The sequence below is a fragment of the Corynebacterium sp. ACRQP genome, assembly GCF_022345915.1.
GTDB lineage: Bacteria > Actinomycetota > Actinomycetes > Mycobacteriales > Mycobacteriaceae > Corynebacterium > Corynebacterium lehmanniae.
The window spans coordinates 1-16,082 of record NZ_JAKRMZ010000017.1 but is presented as its reverse complement, the minus strand read 5'-3'; the positions used below and the strand labels follow the sequence as shown (position 1 = coordinate 16,082).

At 63.8% G+C, this 16,082-nt stretch carries 17 protein-coding genes, 1 rRNA gene and 1 other RNA gene; 16 read left to right on the top strand and 3 right to left on the bottom strand.

Annotated features, from left to right (window positions below):
- Positions 1 to 196 precede the first annotated feature (196 nt).
- The 6 genes from ftsE to MHY23_RS07790 all read left to right on the top strand — a co-directional run bounded on the left by ftsE (position 197) and on the right by MHY23_RS07790 (position 4,445).
- Positions 197 to 889 carry a cell division ATP-binding protein FtsE gene (gene ftsE, locus MHY23_RS07815; protein ID WP_239307094.1) on the top strand — a complete coding sequence of 231 codons (693 nt, stop codon included), beginning with the start codon at positions 197 to 199 and terminating at the stop codon, positions 887 to 889.
- A 2-nt stretch (positions 890 to 891) separates the two neighbouring features.
- A complete protein-coding gene (ftsX, locus tag MHY23_RS07810) occupies positions 892 to 1,794 on the top strand; it encodes a permease-like cell division protein FtsX (RefSeq protein WP_239307093.1) in 903 nt (300 codons plus the stop codon).
- Positions 1,795 to 1,810: 16 nt separating this feature from the next.
- Positions 1,811 to 2,308 (top strand): SsrA-binding protein SmpB, encoded by a 498-nt coding sequence (smpB, locus tag MHY23_RS07805; RefSeq protein WP_063937186.1) that lies wholly within the window; start codon positions 1,811 to 1,813, stop codon positions 2,306 to 2,308.
- A gap of 20 nt (positions 2,309 to 2,328) precedes the next feature.
- The gene (locus MHY23_RS07800; protein ID WP_239307092.1) at positions 2,329 to 2,979 is read left to right on the top strand and encodes an SDR family oxidoreductase; all 651 of its coding nucleotides are present in this window, start codon (positions 2,329 to 2,331) and stop codon (positions 2,977 to 2,979) included.
- 64 nt (positions 2,980 to 3,043) lie between these two features.
- Positions 3,044 to 3,435, top strand: a transfer-messenger RNA (tmRNA) gene (ssrA, locus tag MHY23_RS07795).
- Between the two features lie 308 nt (positions 3,436 to 3,743).
- A complete protein-coding gene (locus MHY23_RS07790) occupies positions 3,744 to 4,445 on the top strand; it encodes a DUF3800 domain-containing protein (RefSeq protein WP_239307091.1) in 702 nt (233 codons plus the stop codon).
- Positions 4,446 to 4,566: 121 nt separating this feature from the next.
- On the opposite strand, the gene MHY23_RS07785 is transcribed toward MHY23_RS07790, so the two are convergent.
- Positions 4,567 to 5,634: an LLM class flavin-dependent oxidoreductase gene (locus MHY23_RS07785; protein WP_239307090.1), complete on the bottom strand. Its 1,068-nt coding sequence runs from the start codon at positions 5,632 to 5,634 to the stop codon at positions 4,567 to 4,569.
- Between the two features lie 231 nt (positions 5,635 to 5,865).
- Here MHY23_RS07785 and MHY23_RS07780 point away from each other — a divergent pair, with 231 nt between their 5' ends.
- The 3 genes from MHY23_RS07780 to MHY23_RS07770 all read left to right on the top strand — a co-directional run bounded on the left by MHY23_RS07780 (position 5,866) and on the right by MHY23_RS07770 (position 7,971).
- The gene (locus MHY23_RS07780; protein WP_239307089.1) at positions 5,866 to 6,531 is read left to right on the top strand and encodes a hypothetical protein; all 666 of its coding nucleotides are present in this window, start codon (positions 5,866 to 5,868) and stop codon (positions 6,529 to 6,531) included.
- 105 nt (positions 6,532 to 6,636) lie between these two features.
- Positions 6,637 to 7,194, top strand: coding sequence for an META domain-containing protein (locus MHY23_RS07775; RefSeq protein WP_239307088.1), 558 nt, complete (start codon positions 6,637 to 6,639; stop codon positions 7,192 to 7,194).
- A gap of 201 nt (positions 7,195 to 7,395) precedes the next feature.
- The gene (locus MHY23_RS07770; RefSeq protein ID WP_239307087.1) at positions 7,396 to 7,971 is read left to right on the top strand and encodes an META domain-containing protein; all 576 of its coding nucleotides are present in this window, start codon (positions 7,396 to 7,398) and stop codon (positions 7,969 to 7,971) included.
- 74 nt (positions 7,972 to 8,045) lie between these two features.
- On the opposite strand, the gene MHY23_RS07765 is transcribed toward MHY23_RS07770, so the two are convergent.
- Together MHY23_RS07765 and MHY23_RS07760 are read right to left on the bottom strand one after the other, a co-directional pair.
- The gene (locus MHY23_RS07765) at positions 8,046 to 8,684 is read right to left on the bottom strand and encodes a CoA transferase subunit B (protein ID WP_181890015.1); all 639 of its coding nucleotides are present in this window, start codon (positions 8,682 to 8,684) and stop codon (positions 8,046 to 8,048) included.
- Positions 8,684 to 9,427, bottom strand: coding sequence for a CoA transferase subunit A (locus MHY23_RS07760; protein WP_239307086.1), 744 nt, complete (start codon positions 9,425 to 9,427; stop codon positions 8,684 to 8,686). The genes MHY23_RS07765 and MHY23_RS07760 overlap by 1 nt, the downstream gene beginning before the upstream one ends.
- A gap of 75 nt (positions 9,428 to 9,502) precedes the next feature.
- Here MHY23_RS07760 and MHY23_RS07755 point away from each other — a divergent pair, with 75 nt between their 5' ends.
- From MHY23_RS07755 to MHY23_RS07725, 7 genes are all read left to right on the top strand, one after another.
- Complete coding sequence (locus tag MHY23_RS07755; RefSeq protein ID WP_239307085.1) at positions 9,503 to 10,288, top strand: IclR family transcriptional regulator C-terminal domain-containing protein; 786 nt, start codon at positions 9,503 to 9,505, stop codon at positions 10,286 to 10,288.
- The gene (locus MHY23_RS07750) at positions 10,285 to 11,505 is read left to right on the top strand and encodes an acetyl-CoA C-acetyltransferase (RefSeq protein ID WP_239307084.1); all 1,221 of its coding nucleotides are present in this window, start codon (positions 10,285 to 10,287) and stop codon (positions 11,503 to 11,505) included. Before MHY23_RS07755 ends, MHY23_RS07750 begins: the two co-directional genes overlap by 4 nt.
- 87 nt (positions 11,506 to 11,592) lie before the next feature.
- Positions 11,593 to 12,630, top strand: a complete 1,038-nt coding sequence (locus MHY23_RS07745; protein ID WP_239307083.1) for an ABC transporter substrate-binding protein — start codon at positions 11,593 to 11,595, stop codon at positions 12,628 to 12,630.
- Positions 12,631 to 12,640: 10 nt separating this feature from the next.
- Positions 12,641 to 13,615: an ABC transporter permease gene (locus tag MHY23_RS07740; RefSeq protein WP_239307082.1), complete on the top strand. Its 975-nt coding sequence runs from the start codon at positions 12,641 to 12,643 to the stop codon at positions 13,613 to 13,615.
- Positions 13,608 to 14,621, top strand: a complete 1,014-nt coding sequence (locus MHY23_RS07735; RefSeq protein WP_239307081.1) for an iron chelate uptake ABC transporter family permease subunit — start codon at positions 13,608 to 13,610, stop codon at positions 14,619 to 14,621. The genes MHY23_RS07740 and MHY23_RS07735 overlap by 8 nt, the downstream gene beginning before the upstream one ends.
- Positions 14,618 to 15,373, top strand: a complete 756-nt coding sequence (locus tag MHY23_RS07730; RefSeq protein ID WP_239307080.1) for an ATP-binding cassette domain-containing protein — start codon at positions 14,618 to 14,620, stop codon at positions 15,371 to 15,373. Before MHY23_RS07735 ends, MHY23_RS07730 begins: the two co-directional genes overlap by 4 nt.
- Before the next feature lie 591 nt (positions 15,374 to 15,964).
- A 16S ribosomal RNA gene (locus MHY23_RS07725) occupies positions 15,965 to 16,082 on the top strand; the annotation flags it as partial.

Here is a 16,082-nt window from a genome sequence, read left to right as displayed (position 1 = left end):
ATCCCACCTGTTTTGCAGGTGGGATTTCCCATGGGGCCGGCTCCTGACAGATTGCGGCAGCCTCTTGCATCGACCTGGGGCGATGGGGTCCGTCTGACAGATTCCGCCGCGATGTGTCTTGGGGCGCGCGTCCTCGTCTGCCGGCCCGCCGCCAACCACCACTACAGTCACACTGGTAACAGGTAAGGTGTGTCGCGTGATCCGATTCGACCATGTGACCAAGGCGTACCCGACGTCCACGCGCCCCGCGCTCGACGACGTCACGCTCGACATCCCCGACGGCGAGTTCGTGTTCCTCATCGGCGCGTCCGGCTCCGGCAAGTCCACCTTCCTGCAGCTTTTAATCCGCGAGGAGAACGTCTCCTCGGGCGACATCTTCTTCAACGACTTCCACGTCAACGCCCTAAACGGCAAGCAGGTGAACAAGCTGCGCCAGTCCATCGGCTACGTGTTCCAGGACTTCCGCCTGCTGCCGAACTTGAGCGTCTACGACAACGTCGCGTTCGCGCTCGAGGTCATCGGCAAGCCGAAAAACCGCATCGCCAAACTCGTCCCCGACGCGCTCGAGCTCGTCGGCCTCGGCGCCAAAGCCAACCGCATGCCGCGGGAGCTGTCCGGTGGTGAGCAGCAGCGCGTGGCTATTGCGAGAGCTTTCGTCGATAAGCCAAAGCTCATGCTTTGCGACGAACCAACGGGCAACCTCGACCCCGGCACCGCCGACGAAATCATGGCTTTGCTCGCACGCATTAACCGCATGGGCACCACAGTGATCATGTCCACGCACAACGCGCGAGCGGTGGACGAGATGCGCAAACGCGTGGTGGAACTGCAGCTGGGCAAGATCGTGCGCGACGAGGAAAACGGCGTGTACGGGGACGTGAGGAGGTAGCCGTGAACTGGGAGTTTATTTTCCCTGAGGGTGTCAAAGGCCTGGGCCGCAACCTCACCATGACCATCGCGCTGATCATCACCACCGCGCTGTCGCTGGTGCTGGTGGGCACCGGCGTGCTGATTTCCAAGGCCACCACGCAGACGAAGGACCTGTACTTAGACCGCGTCGAGGTGATGGTGGAGCTGGACGAGGACATCTCCGCTAACGACCAGGATTGTTCCTCGGACCGCTGCAAGCAGGTCCGCGACACCCTGCAGGCGGACGACCGCGTGGAGCAGGTGACCTTCCGCTCCCGCGAGCAGTCCTACGAGCGCTTCAAGGAACTGTTCCAGGAATCCGAGCCGGAGCTGGTGCGCGAGACCGCCCCGGACGCCCTGCCGGCCGCGCTGCACGTGCGCCTGGCGGACCCGACCGACACCTCGCCGCTGGACAAGATCCGCGACATGGACCAGGTGGAGGTCATCTCCGACCAGGCGGACACCGTGCGCTCGGCGGCCGGGACGCTGAACACGTTCCGCAACGTCGCGTTCGCGGTGGCGGCGGCGCAGGCGCTGGCCGCGGTGTTCCTGATTTCCAACATGGTGCAGCTGGCGGCGTACAACCGCCGCGAGCAGATCGGCATCATGCGCATGGTGGGCGCCTCGCGCTGGTTCACCCAGGCGCCGTTCGTGCTGGAGGCGGTGCTGTCCGTGCTCATCGGCGCGGTGCTGGCCACCGTCGGCGTATGGGCCGGCAAGCAGCTCATCGTGGACCCGCTGCTGGGGGACCTCTACGCCAACCAGCTCATCGCGCGCGTGCCGGACAGCACCGTGTGGGCGGTCATGCCGCTGGTGGGCCTGGTTGCCATGGTGCTCGGCGGGCTGGCCGCGCAGGTGGCGCTTCGCTCTTACGTGCGCAAGTAGTACACTTGGCGCTCTTATGTCCAAGAAGAACAAGAAGCAGAAGCTTTCCAACACCGGTGTGCTTGCCACCAACCGGAAAGCTCGCCATGACTACCACATCTTGGACACCTGGGAATGCGGCCTGGTGCTGCAGGGCACCGAAATTAAGGCGTTGCGCGAGGGCAAGGTCTCGCTGGTGGAGGCGTTCGCCACCATCGACAACGGCGAGGTCTGGCTGCGCAACATGCACATCCCGGAATACTCCCGCGGACACTGGACCAACCATCCGCCGCGCCGCACCCGCAAACTGCTTTTGCACCGCCGGGAGATCGACTCGCTGGAGGGCAAGGTCCGCGACGGCAACCGCACCCTGATCCCGCTGTCGCTCTACCTCAAGGACGGCCGCGCCAAGGTCGAGCTGGGCCTTGCGCAGGGTAAGCAGGACTACGACAAGCGCCGCGACATCAAGCGCCGCACCGAAGACCGCGAGATCACCCGCGACCTGGGCCGCAAGCTCAAGGGCATCAAGGCCTAATTTCGCTACGGTGGGTGCCTATGAAGAAGGCACTGATTACTGGAGCATCCCGCGGCATCGGCCGCGCCATCGCCGAGGACCTGGGCAAGGACCACCACGTTTACGCCGGCGCGTCGAAGGACGCCTCCGGCATCGTTTCCGCCCTGCCCAGCGCGGAGCCGTTCGAGGCGGACCTCACCGACACTGACGCCATCTTGGAGGCGGCTGCCAAGATCGAGGAGCTGGACGTGCTCGTCCTCGCGGCCGGCGTGATGGACGGCGGCCCGCTGGAGGAGCTCACCGACGACAAGTGGCGCAAGATGATGGAGGTCAACCTCTTCGCCCCCGTCACGCTCACCCGCGCGCTGCTTCCTGCCTTGCGACGTTCCTCCGGCCTCATCATCACCATCAATTCCGGCGCCGGGTTCCACGGCATGGCCGAAAACTCCGCCTACTGCGCGTCCAAGTTCGCCCTGCGCGGCTTCACCGAGTCCCTGGCGCAGGAGGAGGCCGGCAAGGTGCGCGTGACCTCCCTGCACCCGGGCCGCACCGACACCGACATGCTCGCCGGCGACGACGGCATGCCAAAGATGGCGGCCGACGAGGTGGCCAAGGCGGCGCGCCTCGCTGTCGACGCCGGACCGGACGCTGTGGTGGAGTTCCTCCGGGTGCGTCCGGCGTTTACGTCGTAAAGCCTCTTGTGCATCTTGGTCGCGTGCGGTAAAGTTCCATCTCCTACGTTTCTTCGTAGTTGAAGGGGTCGATTCTGGTTTCGACTTCATCTACTTAGCCAGGGGAAGCGTGCCGGTGCAGGCAGGAGACCACCGTAAGCGTCGCTGTAACTAATAAACGCAGAGAAGAACTCTCAGCGTGACTACGCCCTCGCTGCCTAAATAGAAAGGTCCAGCGACCTGCGTGTCCGTCAGGCCGGGGATGTCCCCGACCCGGTACCTGGCGTCGACTTAGGGGACTTGCCTTCCGGCTCTGTCAGCGGGGCCTTGGAAGGGACACCTTTCACTGACTGGGCCCGTCATCCGGACATGTTCGCCTGATCCGGAGGGTCGATGAGAGACAACGTGCGAACTGCGCACGGAGAAGCCCTGGCGCGGTGATGAAGGACCCGGGTTCAATTCCCGGCGGCTCCACCGAAAGCGGACGTTTTACAAGGTAGAACGTCCGCTTTTCCGTTTCGTGGCTACCCTGCGTGACCTGGCACCTTTCGGAATTTCCGAACAACCTCGCCACGGCTAAGTTCACCAGTGTCAAAAAAATAATTTAAGGTGCTCGCTGTCACCGGAACGGCCGATATCGCGGCTCCACCGAAAAGCAGGAAACCCGCTGGCCACAACACGGTCAGCGGGTTTCTTGTTGGTTAGCTACTTTATGTTCTCGCAAGTAACGGTTAAATAGACCCAAGTCAGGGTCTTGACTGTCTAACGATCGGGGGGTCTCAGAGATGTTCCGCCTTTTTATTGACGAGTCTTACCAGCATGACCACTACTATGTGGCTGGGGTGCTCCTCGACGAAGAGCAGAGTGAAGCTCTTGAGAGTCGATTAGACGAGCTCGGGGAGAATCTTCGGATTCGAAATGGGTGGGAAACCTCTCCGGAGTTCCACGGGCATGCGTTAATGAACGGCTTGGATGACTGGAAGGATTTACACGGCAAGTTTGGTGCTTCTATTTCGATCTATCAGAAGGTGATGCACGCGGTTCGAAATTCTGGAGCGAGGGTCTATCTAGAAGGGGTGGACGTAGCTCGACTCAATGCACGCTACAAATACCCCGATAGTCCTCACGAGGTTGCTCTTCGGCACACGCTGGAGCGCGTCAATGAGTACTGCGTCCTGCAGGGCGAAAAGTGCAAGGTGATCGCCGATATGGTGCCGCAGCAGGAAGACTTTAACGAAGCGATTCAAGGTTTTACACGCGTCGCAACTCCAGGTTTTCTCGGTCAGAAACTGCATGCGATTGACGGTGACATTGAATTTGTCGATTCTCGTCACAGTAGAGGAGTTCAATCCGCCGATATGTGCGTCTACATACTCCGTCGGCACCGAGAAGAAACGGGTGCTTCGGCATCAGCTCAGAAAGCAGCCAGAAGGCTGGTTAAATCGCTCGGTGACGCAGTGGTGCATCAGCGAAAGTGGTTGCCTTAAAAAGCTCTGGAGCCTACGCGGCTCCAGGCGACAACGCTCCGGTATCCGGCTCGTCGTGCTTCCAATCTAACTGTGTGTAAGCGCACGGTCAACCGGCTAATTCGCTTTCTGTGTTGGCCACTTAGTCGATCGGGTAACCGGTGACCGGGCCCTCGGTGTTCGGCTGCCAGCCCAGCGCGGGGGCGACGTGGGTGGCGAAGTTCTCCAAGATTTTCACGTTGACGTCCACGCCCATGCCGGTGGGGATGGTGATCAGTAGCGTGTCGGCGGCCATGACGGCCGGGTCGGCCTTGAGCTGCTCGATGAGTTTGTCCGGCTCGGCGGCGTAGGTGCGGCCGAAGGTGGAAGCGCCCACGTCAGGCAGCAAGCCAACCTGGTCGGAGCCGGAGGCCTGCATGCCAAAGCGCTGCATGTCTGCGCCGTCGACGATGGGGAAGATGGAGCGGGAAACGGACACGCGCGGGGTCCAGTCGTGGCCCGCCTCCTTCCAGGCTGCGCGGTAGCGGCTGATCTGGTCCGCCTGGATTTCGCCCAGGGTCTCGGCGGTGGTCTCGGAGACCAGGGTGGAAGACATCAAGTTCAGCCCGTCCCTGGCGGTTTGCTCGGCCGAAGCGTGGGTGCCGGAGCCGTAGAAGATGTGCTTGCGCAGCTCGGGCGCCATGGGGAAGACGGGCAGAGCGGAGCCGGGCTGGAACATGTTGGGGTACTGGCGGTCCAAGGGCGCTGCGGTGGCGAACCCGTTGACGTCCACCGCGGCCATGAAGGTCTCCAGGTGGGCGCGTGCCACGTCCGCGCCGTTGGGGGCTTCGCCCTTGTAGCCGAAGGCCTCCCAGCCGCGCTCGGCAACCTCGGGGGCGCCGCGAGAGACGCCCAGGGCCACGCGGCCGCCGGAGAGCTGGTACAGCGAGGCGGCCTCTTCGGCGAGGTAGAGCGGGTTTTCGTAGCGCATGTCGATCACGCCGGTGCCCACCTCGATGTGTTTGGTGGTGGCGGCGACCGCGCCGAGCAGCGGCATTGGGGCGGAGGCCTGTGGCACGAAGTGGTGGACGCGGAAGGACGCGTTGTTCACGCCGATCTCGTCGGCGGCCTGGGCGATTTCCAGGTGGATCTTGGCGATCTTTTCCGCGGACGGGCCGCGCTGGCCGCCGAAGGCGTAGTGCCCGAAGCTCAAGAAACCGAATGCCTTCATTGGTAAACACTCCTTTTGGTGACGTATCAACAATCAGGGTAGTACCTCACCCGCAGATTGTCACGGTCTCAGGCAGACCGCATCACAAACCCCGAGCGAAGGACCCCTATTACGGCCCAAAATCGCGCATACTCGGGAGGGCTTACTCGGGGTTTGCAGGATGGAGGCCGACAGGAACTTTTACGCCTGTGCAAATCGGCACCGAATAATTGGGCCTTAGCCTCCGGTGGCATGAACCGCAACGCCATCGCAGCCCTTACTGCCACGACCTTCCTGGTCGCGGGCTGCAGCGGCGCGCCGGAGCAGGTGACGGTGACCGAAACCGTGGAAGCGCCGGAGGCGACCGAGGCACCAAAAGCAGAGGAAGAGCCGACGAAGCAGGCAAAGCAGGATGCGTCGGGGGAGGCGGAGCACGTCGATAGGCAAAGCGGCATCCCCGACGCCCCGCTGGCGTACCCGGGCGCCGGTGGCCCCGTCCCGGACAACGCGCGGCCGATCAAAACCATCAAGAGCATCGGCGACAGCCCCGTGCAAAACGCGCTGTTTGTCACCCCGTCCGGCAACATCGGCTGCATGATGAACCTGGCGGATGAGCCGATGTTCGACTGCGGCGTGAAGTCCTTCATGGAAAGCGGGAAATTCGGTATCGGCGAGCTGGGCACACCGAAATGGATGATGGAGATCCTCGGCGGCTACCCGCGCGAGCAAACTGAGCCGCCGCTTTACGACGACTCCGTGTGGCCCGCGGGCAGCGAATCCGCGGAGGTCGTGCAGTACGGCGAAGTGGTCAACCACGGACCGTTCGTGTGCGCCGTGGAGGAAACTGGGGTGACCTGTTGGGACTCTGAAAGCGGCAAGGGGGCGTGGCTGGAGCGCGACGAGGTGGTGTTTTTCTAGGCAGCCCTAGCGCGCGCTGGCCGTTGAGTTAAAGGAGCGTCCAGGTTGCGTAAAAGCTTCGTAGAGACCCTTGAACGTGCCGAAATGCCAGGTAGGTTGGCGCTCATGACCTCCAAGACTGTAAAGACGTTGTCCGCAGCAACTGCTCTCGCCGCCTTCGCCGGCGGCTTTATTGGCGCAGGCACCGCCAATGCGCAGATGTCTTCCAACGGCCCGGCCGACATCGAGGGCTGGACGCAGATGGGGTGGTCTGCATTTAGCGGTTCCGTGATTAACAAGGGCGGTACTCACATGCTGCTGAAGAACCTGCCGGAGGGTGCGAAGCCGTTGCCGGCAGAGAAGGCGAAGGCTGCTCTGCATGGGCCGCTGCCGGTGAAGAGCGACGCGTCGATGACGGTCACCTTCGGCCCGGACGGCAAGCTGTCCTTCTTCGACGGCTGCAATGCTGGCAGCGCCGGGTACTCCATCGACGGCAGCGGTGCCGTGAAGGTTGGGACCATCGCCGAGACGCAGCGCCTGTGCGACCCGACCAAAATGAACAAGGCAGACGAGCTGAAGTCCATCCTGCGCTCGAACCCGTCGGTGTACCGCATCGACAACGAGACCATCGCGCTGGCGGCCCAGGGCAAGGCCATCGAATTCTCCAAGGTTGCTGCAAACTAGTCGACGCCACTTGCGCCCCCGCTGCTCCCACCTGAGCAGCGGGTTTTTGGTTTTCTTGGCGCAACCATTGGGTGTGTCAAATCTATGAGCTGCGTCAACGCAAGTTTGGAGTTGCGTTGAAGTTCCTTTGAGCCCCTTGTTCGTCTGGAAGCGCTCGGTAGCGTGTGGGCCATGGTTACTTCAACCAAGACCCTAAGGAAATTGTCCACAGCGACCGCAGCCGTCGCGCTCACCGGCGGTCTCTTGGGCGTCGGAACTGCCGACGCCCAGGAGCGTCCCGAAGCCTCCAGCATCGACCAGTTCGTGCAGATGAGCTCGAACCTGTTCGGCGGCCTCGGCGGCACACCCGCACCCGCACCGGCCCCGGCGCCGGCACCGGAGAACCCGGCTGGCTCCGAGTTGATCCAGCAGATCCCGGAAGGTGCGGACCACCTCACGGATGACCGCCTCACCGCCGCGCTGGACACCACCCTGCAGGCAAAGAAGAACACCGCCATCACCCTGGACTTCCGCGAGAACGGTGTGCTCCACTTCAACGACGGCTGCAACTCCGGCACTGCCAAGTACCAGATCGACAACACCGGCGCGCTGCACCTCAGCGACTTCACCGAGACCAAGATGGCGTGCGAGCCGGGTGCGCAGAAGGACGCCGACGACCTGAAGATGGTCCTGCAGTCCAACCCGCAGCTGTTCCAGCTCGACGCGTCCACCCTGTTCCTGTCGGGCCAGGGCCACGGCATTGAGCTTCAGAAGATGCACGGCCGCGACTACCAGTAATTTCTGCCCGAGCAACGCGAAAGCCCCAGGCCGCAACGGCGGTCTGGGGCTTTGCGCTGTCCTAAGGGCGCGCCTTACACGGCCACCTCGAACGGGGCTTCGGTGGCTTCGCGGACAGACTCCACCGTCTCGCCCGGGGCAACCTCTGTCAGGGTCAAGCCCTGCTTCTCGTCCACGGTGAACACGGCCAGGTTGGTGATGATCTGGTCCACACACTTCGCGCCGGTCAACGGCAGGCGGCACTCCGGCAGGACCTTGGAGGCGCCTTTCTTGGTGGTGTGCTCCATGAGCAGGATGACCTTCTTGGCGCCGTGCACCAGGTCCATCGCGCCGCCCATGCCCTTGACCATCTTGCCCGGGATCATCCAGTTGGCCAGGTCGCCGTACTGGGAGACCTCCATGGCGCCGAGCACGGCGACGTCGATGGCGCGGGAGCGGATCATGCCAAACGACGTCGAGGAGCCGAAGAAGGACCCGCCCGGCGCCACCGTGATGGTTTCCTTGCCGGCGTTAATCAGCTCCGGGTCGACGGCGTCGTCGGTGGGGTAGGGGCCCACGCCGAGGATGCCGTTTTCGGAGTGGAGCACCACCTCCACGTCCTTGGGCAGGTAGCCCGGGATGAGGGTGGGCATGCCGATGCCCAGGTTGACGTACTGGCCGTTTTCCAGCTCCTGGGCTGCACGCGCGGCCATTTCTTGCCTGGTCCAAGCCATTATTCGCTCACCGTCCTAAATTCGATTCCGGGCTGCTGCGGGCCGACCTCGACAACGCGGTCGACGTAGATGCCGGGCAGGTTCACCTCGGCCGCGGGGATCTCGTCCACCACTTCCTCCGCCTGCACGATGGTGATCTTGCCGGCCACGGCCGCGTCCGGGTTGAAGTTCTGCGCGGTCTTGGAGAAGACGAGGTTGCCAAAGCGGTCCGCCTTGTGTGCGTGCACGAACGCGAAGTCCGGGGTTAGCGCGGTTTCCATGACGTACTGCTCGCCGTTGAACTCGCGCAGTTCCTTCGGGCGGGAGTACTCGGCGATGGTGCCGTCCGGGTTGTAGCGGGTGGGGATTTCGCCGGTGGCCAGCGGGGTGCCCACGCCAGCCTTGGTGTAGAACGCCGGGATGCCCGCGCCGCCGGCGCGCATGCGCTCGGCCAGGGTGCCCTGCGGGGTGAACTCGACGGTGAGTTCGCCCTCCAGGTACTGGCGCGCGTACTCCTTGTTCGTGCCCAGGTAGGAGCCGATGGAGCGGGAGATCCGCTTGTCCGCCAGCAGCAGGCCCAGGCCGAAGCCGTCGGTGCCCAGGTTGTTGGAAATGATCGTGAGATCGCCGGCGCCTTGGGCGCGCAGGGCGTCGATGAGCCGGGCGGGGATGCCCACCAGGCCGAAGCCGCCCACGGCGATGGAGGCGCCGTCCGGAATGTCGGCGACTGCCTCCTCCGCTGAAGAAACCACCTTGTTAATCATGTGTGCATGGTAACTGCTGTTCGGCTACTGCACAAGGGTTCACAAAGCGAACCTTCATCGGCTAGGATCACAACCATGTCTGGTAGTGACGTGCAACTCGTGCAGAGCCTCTCCCGTGGCCTAGCGGTCATCCGCGCGTTCAGCGGCGCCCGCCCGCGCCAAACGCTTGCCCAGGTCGCGGAATCCACGGGCCTGCCTCGCGCGACGGTGCGCAGGTTCCTGCACACGCTCGTCGCGGAGGGGTACGCCGCCAGCGACGGCACCGTTTTCTGGCTCACGCCGAAGACGCTTGAGCTGGGATTTTCGTACCTGTCCAGCCTGGGACTGCCGGCGATGGCGCAGCCGCACCTGGACGCGCTGTCGCGCTCGCTCAACGAGTCGTGCTCGCTGACCGTCCTCGACGGCCCCGACGTTGTTTACGTCGCCCGCGCCGCCGCGGACCGCATCATGAGCGTCAACATCACCATCGGCACGCGCTTTCCCGCTTACGCGACGTCGATGGGCCGCGTGCTGCTCGCCGACCTCCCGTCCGCGCAGTTGGACGCCTACCTCGCGGACACCGCGCTCGAGCCCATCACCCCCGAGACGGTCACCAGCAAAGATGCGCTCAAGCAATTGCTTATCGACGTCCAAAGGCAGGGCTACTGCATCGTCGACCAAGAACTCGAACTGGGCCTGCGCTCCGTGGCGTGCCCGGTCCGCGGCAGCGACGGCAAAGTCGTCGCCGCGGTGAACCTGTCGGCCCATGCGGGTGCGGTGGGGCACCGGGAGGTCGTCGATAAGCTGCTGCCCCCGCTGCAGGCGACGGCGAGCGCGATCGAGCGCGACCTGCACACAACAACCCCGAAGGAGACATCATGAGCGACCCGAAAGATATTGTCATCTGCAACCCCAAACGCACCGCGGTGGGGCGCTACGGCGGCGCATTCGTCGGCGTGCCGGTGCAGGAGCTGGCCGCGACCGTGGTCAAGGCCGTGATCGAGGATGCCGGGATCTCCGGCGAGGTGATTGACGACATTATCCTTGGCCAGGCCTCGCCGAACGGTGCGGCACCCGCGCTGGGGCGCGTCGTCGGACTCGACGCGGAACTGGGCGTGGAAGTGCCCGGCATGCAGCTGGACCGCCGCTGCGGCTCCGGGCTGCAAGCGATCGCCACCGCCGCGGCGCACGTAGCCGCCGGTGCCGCCGACCTGATTGTCGCCGGCGGCGCGGAATCCATGTCCAACACCGAGTACACCGTGGACGGCAAGATCCGCTGGGGTGCCAAAGGCGGGACCATGGAGCTGAAGGACCGCCTGCAGGAAGGCCGCGAGCAGGCCGGCGGCAAGCACCACCCGATCCCGGGCGGAATGATCGAGACCGCGGAGAACCTGCGCGAGGAGTACTCCATCGACCGCGGACGCCAGGACAAGCTGGCGGTGGCGTCGCACGCGCGCGCGGCGGCGGCGCAGGAGGCCGGCGATTTTGACGCGGAGATCGTGCCGGTGTCGGTGCCGCAGCGCAAGGGTGACCCGGTGGTGGTGGACAAGGACGAGCACATTCGCCCCGGCACCTCCGAGGAGTCACTGGCGAAGCTGCGGCCGGTGATGGGCAAGTCCCTGGAGGGTGCCACGGTGACCGCCGGCAACGCCTCGGGACAGAACGACGGGGCCGCCGCGATGATCGTGACCACCCGCGCCAAGGCCGAGGAGCTGGGCCTGGACCCCTACGCCGTGCTGCGCGGCTGGGCCGTGGCGGGCGTGGCGCCGGAGACCATGGGCATCGGGCCTGTCGACGCCACGAAGAAGGTGTTCGACCGCCTCGGCCTGACCTTCGATGACATCGACCTGATCGAGCTGAACGAGGCGTTTGCCGCTCAGGCGCTCGCTGTGCTGGACGCGTGGGGGATCTCCGAGGACGACCCGCGCTTGAACCCGGTGGGCTCCGGCATCTCGCTGGGCCACCCGGTGGGTGCGACCGGCGCGCGCATGGTCGTCACCGCCGCGCATCGGATGCGCCGTACCGACGCCAAGCGCGCGCTGGTGACCATGTGCATCGGCGGTGGTCAGGGCCTTGCCGCTGTGATCGAGAGGGCCTAGGGGAGGGCCGGGGTTTGGCGGCAAAGTTTGGTTAGCCTAATGTGGGTCAGGTAACCCTTACCTTACGAACTAAACGGAAGGACGACCGTGACCCGTTTCTCGCGTACCTCTCTCATCGCCCTCGCGGCCGCCGGCGCCCTCGCACTGGGCGCATGCTCCACCTCCGAATCCGGCACGGACTCTGAGTCCGCCGCTGGTTCGGAAACGGCGGCGACCGGAGGGGCGTCGACAAGCAATGATGCTTCCGACGGCACCGTGACCGTCACCGACAACTACGGCGAGAAGACGGTGCCCAGCCCGCCGAAGCGCGTGGTCGCCCTGGACAACCGCTCCTTCGAGCTGCTGAATTCCTGGGGCATTAAGCCGGTCGCCGCGGCGCGTCAGCTTGTGCCCAACTCGATTCCGGGCATCGCGGACGACGAGGACATCATCGACATCGGCAACCACCGCGAGCCGAACCTGGAGGCCATCGTCGCCGCCGATCCGGACGTGATCGTCTCCGGCCAGCGCTTCGAGCAGTTCGACCAGGACATTGAAAAGCTGGTTCCGGACGCCACGCTGCTGGACTTCGAGCCGCGCGACGGCGAGCCGTTCGACCGCGAGCTGATCCGCCAGACCCTGGAGCTGGGCGATGTCTTTGGCAAGCAGGCCGAGGCTGAGCAGGCAGTTCAGGAATTTACCGAGGCTGTCCAGCGCGCCCGCAACGCTTACGACCCGGAGCAGAAGGTCATGGCACTGAACGTCTCCGGCGGAGAGATCGGCTACGTCGCGCCGGGCGTGGGCCGCGTGTGGGGCCCGCTGTTCGACCTGATCGGCTTCACCCCGGCGCTTGAGGTGGCTAACGCCTCCGACGACCACCAGGGCGACGACATCTCCGTCGAGGCCATCGCCGGCGCGAACCCGGACTGGCTGCTCGTGCTGGACCGCGACGCAGGCGTGAAGTCCATCACCGACTCCCCGGAGGCGCTGTCCGTGATCAACGACTCCGCACCGCTGAAGAACGTCACCGCGGTCAAGGACGGCCACGTCTACGTCGCCCCGGCGGACACCTACACCAACGAGTCCATCATCACCTACACCGAGATTCTGAACCAGATCTCCGAGCAACTCGAGGCCGCCAAGTAGTCTGTCTGCGATGACTGATACAACGACCACCACCCGCCCCAAGCTTCTGGACTGGAAGCTGGGGGCGGGTGTCGTCCTTGTTCTAGCCCTGCTTGCGGCGTCGCTGATGGTGGGGCAGTACGACATCCTGGGCACCGAGGACGGCTGGGAAATGTTCCGCGCCACCCGCGTGCCGCGCACGATCGCGCTGGTGCTCGCGGGCGCGGCGATGGCGATGAGCGGGCTGATCATGCAGATGCTCACCCAGAACCGCTTCGTCGAACCCACCACCACCGGCACCACCGAGTGGGCCGGGCTGGGACTGCTGGCGTCGTTTCTGCTGTTCCCGGACGGCTCCGTGATGACGCGCATGCTGTTCGCCGTCGGCGCCGCCTTCATCGGCACCATGGTGTTTTTCGCGTTCCTGCGGCGCGTCACGCTGCGCTCCAGTCTGGTGGTGCCGATCGTGGGCATCATGCTCGGTGCAGTGGTCAGCGCGGTGTCCACCTTCATCGCGCTGCAGACTGACCTGCTGCAGTCCCTCGGTGTGTGGTTCGCGGGCTCGTTCACCAGCGTGATCGCCGGCCAGTACGAGATCCTCTGGGTCGTGCTGCTCGTGGTCGTCGCCGTGTTCTTCTACGCCGACCGCCTCACCGCAGCCGGCCTCGGCGAAGACATCGCTACCAACATCGGCCTGAACTACAACCGGATCGTGCTCGTGGGCACCAGCCTCGTCGCGGTGGCCACCGGCGTGGTCACGGTTGTCGTGGGCAACCTCCCATTCCTCGGGCTCATCGTCCCCAACATCGTGAGTATGCTGCGTGGCGACGACCTCCGGTCCAACCTGCCCTGGGTCTGCCTCACCGGCATCGGGGTGGTGACGCTGTGCGACCTACTCGGACGCATCGTCATTGCGCCGTTCGAGATGCCGGTGTCCGTGATCCTCGGTGTGGTTGGTGCCGCCGTGTTTATCGCGTTGATTGTGAGGCGGGGTCAGAATGCGTGAGGTAATGCGCGAGGTCGGGGCGTTCCAAACGTCGAAAAGCAAACGGCGCTACTGGCTCGTTGTAGGCGCGCTGGTGGTGGCCGCGCTGCTGTTCACCGCAGGCCTGCTGTCGTGGGGAAACCCCATGGAGTTCGGCACCCGCGGCTACTGGCTGATCGCGGAGCGCCGCATGAACTCCGTCATTGCGATGGCGGTGGTGGCGGTCTGCCAGGCCGTGGCGACAGTGGCGTTCCAGACGGTGACCAACAACCGCATCATCACCCCGTCCATCATGGGGTTCGAGTCGCTGTACGTGGCCATTCACACCTCAACCGTGTACTTCCTCGGCGCCGCGGGGCTGAATAACGCCCGCACGCTGGAGATGTTCGTGGTCCAGCTCGTGCTCATGGTGGGGCTGAGTTTGATCCTGTACACGTGGCTGCTCGCCGGCGACAACCCGAACATGCACGCCATGCTGCTCGTCGGCATCGTGCTCGGCGGGGGACTGGGCAGCGTGTCGACGTTCATGCAGCGCCTGCTCACGCCCAGCGAGTTCGACCTGCTCACCGCCCGGCTGTTCGGCTCCGTGAACAACGCGGACCCAGCCTACTACCCGCTGGCCGTGCCGCTGGTGCTGGTGGCCGCCGGGTTGATGTTTATGAACTCGCGACGCCTCAACGTGCTCGGCCTGGGCCGAGACGTGGCCGTGAACTTGGGTGTCAACCATAAAAAGCACGCGGTGTACACCCTCGTGCTGGTCTCGGTTCTGATGGCGGTGTCCACCGCGCTCGTCGGACCGATGACCTTCCTCGGGTTCCTGGTGGCCACACTTGCGTACCAGTTCGCGGACACCTACGACCACCGCTACGTGTTCCCCATGGCTGCGCTGCTCGGCTACTGCATCCTGGCGGGCGCGTACTTCATCATGAACCACATCTTCTACGCCCAGGGCGTCGTTTCCATCATCATCGAGCTGGTCGGCGGCCTGACGTTCCTCATCGTCGTCCTACGGAAGGGGAGACTGTGATCGAGCTCAACGATGTGAGCAAGGCCTACGGCGACGACACCGCCATCGGGCCGGTCTCACTGCAAATCCCGGCCGGCGGCATCACCGCTTTGGTGGGGCCGAACGGCGCCGGCAAGTCGACGCTTCTGACCATGATCGGCAGACTCTTGGCGCTGGATTCCGGCTCCGTGCACATCGGGCAGATGGACGTTACCTCCTCCAACCCGAAGGACCTGGCCAAAGTGGTTTCGATCCTGCGGCAGGAAAACCACTTTGTCACCCGCCTGACCGTGCGCCAGCTCGTGGGATTCGGCCGCTTCCCGTACTCGGGCGGGCGCCTGACGGAGGAGGATGAGGAGATCATCTCCCGTTACATCGACTTCTTCGGCCTGCGCGAACTCGAGCACCGTTACCTGGACCAGCTTTCCGGCGGTCAGCGTCAGCGCGCATACGTTGCGATGGTGCTTTGCCAGGAGACGGACTACGTGCTTCTCGACGAGCCCCTGAACAACCTGGACATCTCCCACTCCGTGGAAATGATGCAGCACCTGCACTCCGCGGCCCGCGAGTTCGGCCGGACCATCGTCATCGTGCTGCACGACATCAACTTCGCGGCCCGCTACGCCGACTACATCTGCGCAGCGAAGGACGGGCAGGTCTTCGCCTTCGGCACGGTGGACGAGATCATGCGCGACGACTTGCTCACCGAGATCTTCAATACCCCGGTGCAAGTGATCGATGGCCCGCATGGGCCGATCGCCGCGTACCACTAAAAGGGCGGCTGCGCTGCTGATTTGTGTGCTTTTTAGCTTCGTGGTTATATATCCATCCGTTGCTTCTGAGCGGTTCGGCCGGTTGGAGGGAATGGTTTAAGTGAATAGGGGTTACGTTCTGGTTAACTGGGGTTTAACGTGAGTTTGACTTTTGGTTGGTTGGTTGTGTAGCTTCTGACGAAGCCGCTTTTTCCGGCTGGGATCGTTTTTGGTTCTGGTTGGTGGGTGTGCTGGTGTTGTTTGAGAACTCGATAGTGTGCCAATGTACTTTTGTTGCGTGGGTGTGTTTGCCTGCCTTTTGTGCACTGTGTGGTGTGTGCCCTGTTGTGGGTGTGTGCCGGTGGTGGCGTGGTTGAATTCCAATGACTAATCGCGTCATCTGTTTGGTTCAGTGTGCGTGGGGTGTGGTTGAACATGTTTCACGTATTTTTTGACCAGCCTCCTTTGTGCCCCGTCGGGTTGGGGGTTGGTGTGAACCTTTGTAATTTTTGGATTGTGCCAGTCACTTAATGCCCAGGTTTTGGGTGTTGGTGTTTGGTTTGTTTTTGGTTGGGTTTGGGCTTTTCACGGCCTGTTTCTTCCTGAAACGTTTTTGTGGAGAGTTTGATCCTGGCTCAGGATGAACGCTGGCGGCGTGCTTAACACATGCAAGTCGAACGGAAAGGCTCCTGCTTGCAGGGGTACTCGAGTGGCGAACGGGTGAGTAACA

Excerpts from the sequence above, each read along its gene's own strand:
- smpB (WP_063937186.1), top strand. The coding sequence starts at position 1,811 with ATGTCCAAGAAGAACAAGAAGCAGAAGCTTTCCAACACCGGTGTGCTT.
- MHY23_RS07800 (WP_239307092.1), top strand. The coding sequence starts at position 2,329 with ATGAAGAAGGCACTGATTACTGGAGCATCCCGCGGCATCGGCCGCGCC.
- MHY23_RS07790 (WP_239307091.1), top strand. The coding sequence starts at position 3,744 with ATGTTCCGCCTTTTTATTGACGAGTCTTACCAGCATGACCACTACTAT.
- MHY23_RS07785 (WP_239307090.1), bottom strand. The coding sequence starts at position 5,634 with ATGAAGGCATTCGGTTTCTTGAGCTTCGGGCACTACGCCTTCGGCGGC.
- MHY23_RS07780 (WP_239307089.1), top strand. The coding sequence starts at position 5,866 with ATGAACCGCAACGCCATCGCAGCCCTTACTGCCACGACCTTCCTGGTC.
- MHY23_RS07775 (WP_239307088.1), top strand. The coding sequence starts at position 6,637 with ATGACCTCCAAGACTGTAAAGACGTTGTCCGCAGCAACTGCTCTCGCC.
- MHY23_RS07765 (WP_181890015.1), bottom strand. The coding sequence starts at position 8,684 with ATGGCTTGGACCAGGCAAGAAATGGCCGCGCGTGCAGCCCAGGAGCTG.
- MHY23_RS07760 (WP_239307086.1), bottom strand. The coding sequence starts at position 9,427 with ATGATTAACAAGGTGGTTTCTTCAGCGGAGGAGGCAGTCGCCGACATT.
- MHY23_RS07755 (WP_239307085.1), top strand. The coding sequence starts at position 9,503 with ATGTCTGGTAGTGACGTGCAACTCGTGCAGAGCCTCTCCCGTGGCCTA.
- MHY23_RS07750 (WP_239307084.1), top strand. The coding sequence starts at position 10,285 with ATGAGCGACCCGAAAGATATTGTCATCTGCAACCCCAAACGCACCGCG.
- MHY23_RS07740 (WP_239307082.1), top strand. The coding sequence starts at position 12,641 with ATGACTGATACAACGACCACCACCCGCCCCAAGCTTCTGGACTGGAAG.
- MHY23_RS07735 (WP_239307081.1), top strand. The coding sequence starts at position 13,608 with ATGCGTGAGGTAATGCGCGAGGTCGGGGCGTTCCAAACGTCGAAAAGC.